The 5,561-nt window shown below is 76.6% G+C and carries 2 protein-coding genes; both read right to left on the reverse strand.

Going from position 1 to position 5,561, the window contains the following annotated elements; translation table 11 throughout:
- A partial coding sequence (locus tag E1291_RS38465) for a type I polyketide synthase (RefSeq protein ID WP_131742966.1) occupies positions 1–5,258 on the reverse strand: 5,258 nt, incomplete at its 3' end.
- Positions 5,259–5,271: 13 nt separating this feature from the next.
- Positions 5,272–5,561 (reverse strand): hypothetical protein (locus E1291_RS42790; RefSeq protein WP_165495497.1); only part of this gene is annotated, 290 nt, incomplete at its 5' end.

Below are 5,561 nucleotides of genomic sequence, written 5' to 3' on the forward strand. Positions count from 1 at the left end.
GCACCTGCGTGCAGTTGGCCGCGGCGCCCGGCCAGGACGAGCCGCGCGGTCTGGCCGGTGCGCACCAGGTGCTCGGCGACCGCGGCGCCGATGGTGCCGGTGCCGCCGGTGACGAGCACCGTGCCCGCGGGATCCGGGGCGGCGGGCACGTCGAGGACGAGCTTGCCGGTGTGCCGGGCCCGGCTCATGAACCCGAACGCCTCGCGCGCCCGGCCGAGCGGCCACGCCCGCACGGGCGGCGGCTCGTACGACCCGGCCGCGACCAGGTCCGCGAGCGTGCCGAGGATCGCGGCGAGCCGCTCCGGCGCCGCGTCGGCGAGCAGGTCGAAGGCCGTGTAGGAGATCCGCGGATGGTCCGCGGGGTCGCGGACGTCGGTCTTGCCCATCTCGGCGAACCGTCCGCCGTCCTTCAGCAGCCGCAGCGACGCGTCGGTGAACTCGCCCGCCAGGCTGTTGAGGACGACGTCCACGCCCCGCCCGCCGGTGGCCTCGCGGAACTTCCCCTCGAAGTCCAGGTCGCGGGACGACGCGCGGTGCGCCTCGTCGATCCCCATCTCGTCCAGGACGGCGTGCTTGCCGGGACTGGCCGTCGCGAACACCTCGGCGCCCAGATGGCGCGCGATCCGCACGGCCGCCGTCCCCACCCCGCCCGTCGCGGCGTGGATCAGCACCGACTCGCCCGCCCGCAGCCCGGCCAGGTCCACCAGGGCGTACCAGGCGGTGAGGAACGCCACCGGCACCGCCGCCGCCCGGCGGAAGTCCCAGCCGTCCGGGACCGGGGCCAGCGTCCGCGCGTCCGTCACCGCGACCGGGCCGAAGGCCCCGTCGAACACCCCCATCACCCGGTCGCCGGGCGCCAGGCCTGTTACGCCCGGTCCGGTGCCGAGCACCACGCCCGCGCCCTCGGTGCCGAGCCGGGCGCCCTTGTCCGGGTACATCCCCAGCGCGATCAGCACGTCCCGGAAGTTCACCCCGACGGCGCGCATCGCAACCCGCACCCGGCCGGAGCCGAGCGGCTCCAGCGCCTCGGGCGCCGGTACCGCGGCCAACCCGTCGAGGGTCGCGTCCGTCCCGGGGACCAGCCGCCACGCCCGCTCGCCGTCCGGTGCGGCGATCTCCACGGGTGCTCCGGCGCGGGTCCAGCGCGGCACGAGAACGCGGCCGTCGCGGACCGCGACCTGCGGTTCGTCCCCGGCCAGCGACCACCGCACCGCCTCGATCACCGCGGGCGGCATCCCGGTGCCGCCGGCGTCCTCGACGGCGTCGACCAGGACGAACCGGCCCGGGTTCTCCGACTGCGCGCTGCGGACCAGCCCCCAGACGGCGGCGCCGCCCAGGTCAAGAGAGGCGGAGTCGGGGGACGCGGCGTCGAGGGGGTCGGGCGCGACGGCGTTCCGGGTGACCAGTGCCAGCCGCGCGTCGGCGAACCGGGGCGTGGCCAGCCACTCCTGCAGCAGGCCGAGCACGCGTTCCACCGTCGCCTTGGCGCCGTCCCCGGCCGGGTCCGGCCCGTCGTGGACGTCCACGCGGGCCAGGACGACCGGCGGCACCGCCGCGCCGTCGCCGAGGTCGCCCAGCGTCGACCAGTCATCGGCGGACGGCAGGCCGGAAGGTTCCGGCATCGGCGTCCACTCCAGGGCGAACAGCCCGTCGGGGGCGCGCCGCAGCCGGTCGGCGCTCGCCGGGCGCAGGACGACCGACTCGGCGGTGAGGACGGGCGCGCCCGCCGGGTCATCGAGCGCGATCCGCACGCCCTGCTCCGGCCCGTCGCCGAGCGGGGAGATCCGGACGCGGACGGTGCCCGCCCCGGCCGCGTGCAGTGACACGCCCGACCAGCTGAACGGAAGCCACAGCCGCCCGTCGCCGGGCTCCCCCGCCAGCAGGAGCGGGTGCAGCGCCGCGTCCAGCAACGCGGGGTGGACGCCGTAGCCGCCGGCGTCACCGGCGTCATCCGGCAGCGTCACCTCGGCGAGCAGGTCCGCGCCCCGCCGCCAGGCCGCCCGCAGGCCGCGGAAGGCCGGGCCGTAGTCGTAGCCCGCCGCCGCCACGTCCTCGTAGAAGCGGCCGATGTCCACCGGCTCGGCTCCCGGCGGCGGCCACGCCGCCTCCGCCGCGGGCGCGACGGCCTCGGGGGCGAGCGTCCCGGTCGCGTGACACGTCCATTCGGGGGCGTCGGGGTCGGGGCTGGAGTACACGCGCACCTCGCGGCGCCCGTCCTCGCCCGCCGCGTCCACGAGGACCTGCACGTGAAGCGCTCCGGACGCGGGGAGCACGGCGGGCTCGCTGAGCGCCAGTTCCTCCACCGCCGCGCACCCGGCGTCGTCGGCGGCCCGCAGCACCCACTCCACCAGCGCCGCGCCGGGCAGCAGGGTCGTGCCGCCCACCACGTGCTGGGACGTCCATCCGTCACCGGAGGCGGGCACGCGGCCGGTCAGCATCCGCCCGCCGTCGGCGAGCCCGACCGACACCGGCAGCAGCGGGTGCCCCGATCCGGTGCCCGCCTGCGCGGCGGCGCGGTCGGGGAGCCAGTACCGCGTCCGCTGGAACGCGTAGGTCGGCAGGTCGACGACGCGCGGCGCGGGGTGGTTCGGGAACCAGGCCGCCCAGTCCACGTCGGCGCCGGCGGCGAACGCCTCGCCGAGCGAGCGCGCGAGCCGGTCGAGGCCGCCCTCGTCGCGGCGCAGCGTCGGGACGGCGGCGGCGGTCACCCCGGCCTGGTCGAACGTCTCCGCCATCCCCACCGTCACGACCGGGTGCGGGCTGGATTCGACGAAGACGCGGTAGCCGTCGCCCAGGAGGGCGTCGATGGCGTCGGCGAAGCGGACCGGACGTCGCAGGTTGGTGACCCAGTAGGCGGTGTCGAGTTGGGTGGTGTCGATGCGGGCACCGGTGACGGTGGAATAGAACGCCACCTCGGCACCACGCGGCTCGATCCCGGCCAGCGCCTCGGCCAGCTCGTCGGCGATCTGATCGACCTGAGGACCATGCGAGGCGTAATCCACATCGATCAGACGCGCCCGCAGATCCCGCTCCTGCGCCGCCGCGACCACCGCCGCGACCTGCTCCGGCGGACCCGACACCACCGTCGAGGACGGCCCGTTCACCGCCGCCACCGACACGCCCTCGACCGACTCCAGCAGGCGCCCGGCGTCCTCCGCGCCCACGCCGAGCGACGCCATGGCGCCGCCGCCGGACAGCCGCCGCAGCGCCCTGCTCCGGACGGCCACGATCTTCGCGGCGTCCTCCAGGGACAGGGCCCCGGCCACGGACGCCGCCGCGATCTCGCCCTGGCTGTGCCCGACCACGGCGGCGGGGACGACGCCGTACTCGGACCACACGGCGGCCAGCGACACCATCACCGCCCAGAGCACGGGCTGCACCACGTCCACCCGGGCCAGCTCGGAACCGTCCCCGCGCAACACCTCAGTCAGCGACCAGTCCACGTACGGCGCCAGAGCCTCCTCGCACTCGGCGATCCGCTTGGCGAAGACGGGCGACTCCTCCAGCAGCCGGACGCCCATTCCCGCCCACTGCGACCCCTGGCCGGGGAACACCAGCACCGCTTCGGTGCCGACCACGTGGCCCGTGACCAGCCCCGGATGCGCCTCGCCCGCCGCGAGAGCGTCCAGCCCCGCGCGCAGGTCGTCGCCCACGACCACCGCACGGTGATCGAACACCGACCGGGTCGTCACCAGCGACCAGCCCACCTCGGCCGGGCTCGCGTCCGCGCCGTCGCCACCGCCCTCCCGGCCGTCCAGGAAGGCGCCCAGCCGCCGCCCCTGCGCCCGCAGCGCGTCCTCGGACCGCGCCGACACCGCCCACGGGACGACCCGCGGCCCCGCGCCGGGAGGCGCCGCGTCCGGCTCGGGCTCCGCCGGGGCCTCCTCCACGATCAGGTGGGCGTTCGTCCCGGAGATCCCGAACGACGACACGCCCGCGCGCCGGGGACGGTCGCCCCGCGGCCACGGCACCGGCTCGGTGAGCAGCCGCACGGCGCCCGACGACCAGTCCACGTGCGAGGTCGGCTCGTCGATGTGCAGGGTGGCGGGCAGCGTCTCGTTCCGCATCGCCATGATCATGTTGATCAGCCCGGCCACGCCCGCCGTCGCGTGGGTGTGCCCGATGTTGGACTTCACCGACCCGAGCCACAGCGGACGGTCCGCCGGGCGGTCCTGCCCGTAGGTGGCCAGCAGCGCGCCCGCCTCGATCGGGTCGCCCAGCCGCGTCCCCGTCCCGTGCGCCTCCACCGCGTCCACCTCGGCCGCCGCGAGCCGGGCGTTGCCGAGCGCGTGCCGGATGACCCGCTCCTGCGCGGCGTCGTTCGGCGCCGTCAGCCCGTTGCTCGCGCCGTCCTGGTTGATCGCCGAGCCGCGGATCACCGCCAGCACCCGGCGCCCGTTGCGGCGCGCGTCCGACAGCCGCTCCAGCAGCACGAGCCCGACGCCCTCGGAGAAGCCGGTGCCGTCCGCCGACGCCGCGAACGGCTTGCACCGCCCGTCCGGCGCCAGGCCGCGCTGCCGGGAGAACTCGGTGAACATGAGCGGGGACGACAGGACCAGCGCGCCGCCCGCGAGCGCCAGCGTGCAGTCGTCCTGCCGCAGCGCCTGGCACGCCAGGTGGACGGCCACCAGCGACGCCGAGCACGCCGTGTCGACCGTGACCGCCGGGCCCTCCAGCCCGAACGTGTACGCCACGCGCCCCGAGATGACGCTGGTGAGGCTGCCCGTGGTGGCGTGCCCCTCGAAACCCTCGGGGACGCGCGGCAGCCCCGACAGGTAGTCCTCGCTGGACACGCCCGCGTACACGCCCGTCCGGCTGCCCTTCAGCGCGGCGGGGTCGAGCCCGGCGCGCTCGAACAGCTCCCAGGACGTCTCCAGCAGCAGCCGCTGCTGCGGGTCCATCGCCAGCGCCTCGCGCGGGCTGATCCCGAAGAACCCGGCATCGAACTTGTCGGCGTCGTCCACGAAGCCGCCCTCGCGGACGTAGCTCGTCCACGGCCGGGCCGGGTCGGGGTGGTACAGGCCGTCCAGGTCCCAGCCGCGGTCGGCCGGGAACCCGGCGATCGCGTCCCCGCCGCCGGACACCAGCCGCCACAGCGCCTCGGGCGAGTCGACCCCGCCGGGCAGCCGGCAGGCGATGCCGACCACGGCCACGGGCTCGGCGTTGCGCTCCTCCGCCTCGCGCAGCCGCCGGCGGGTGTCGTGCAGGTCGGCGGCGACGCGCTTGAGGTAGTCGACCAGCTTCTCTTCATTCGCCATGGCGGGCCACCATTCAGGACACTCCAAGCTCGTTGTCGATGAAGTCGAGGACCTGCTCGGCGGACGCGGACCGCAGCAGGTCCGCCGCCTCGGCCCCGTCGCCGTCCGCCGGCCCGCGGGCCTGCTTCCACGTCGTCAGGAGGTCTTCCAGGCGGGCCGTCACCGCACCGAACCCGCCCTCGTCGAGGCCGGGCCCGGCCAGTGCGCCCGACAGCGCGGACTCCAGCCGGGCCAGCTCGCCGAGGAGCGGCCCGGCGCCGTCCCGCCCGGCGGCGCCCCGGGCCGGCGCCGCCGCGTCGTCCG

The sequence above is a fragment of the Actinomadura roseirufa genome (assembly GCF_900659635.1).
GTDB lineage: Bacteria > Actinomycetota > Actinomycetes > Streptosporangiales > Streptosporangiaceae > Spirillospora > Spirillospora roseirufa.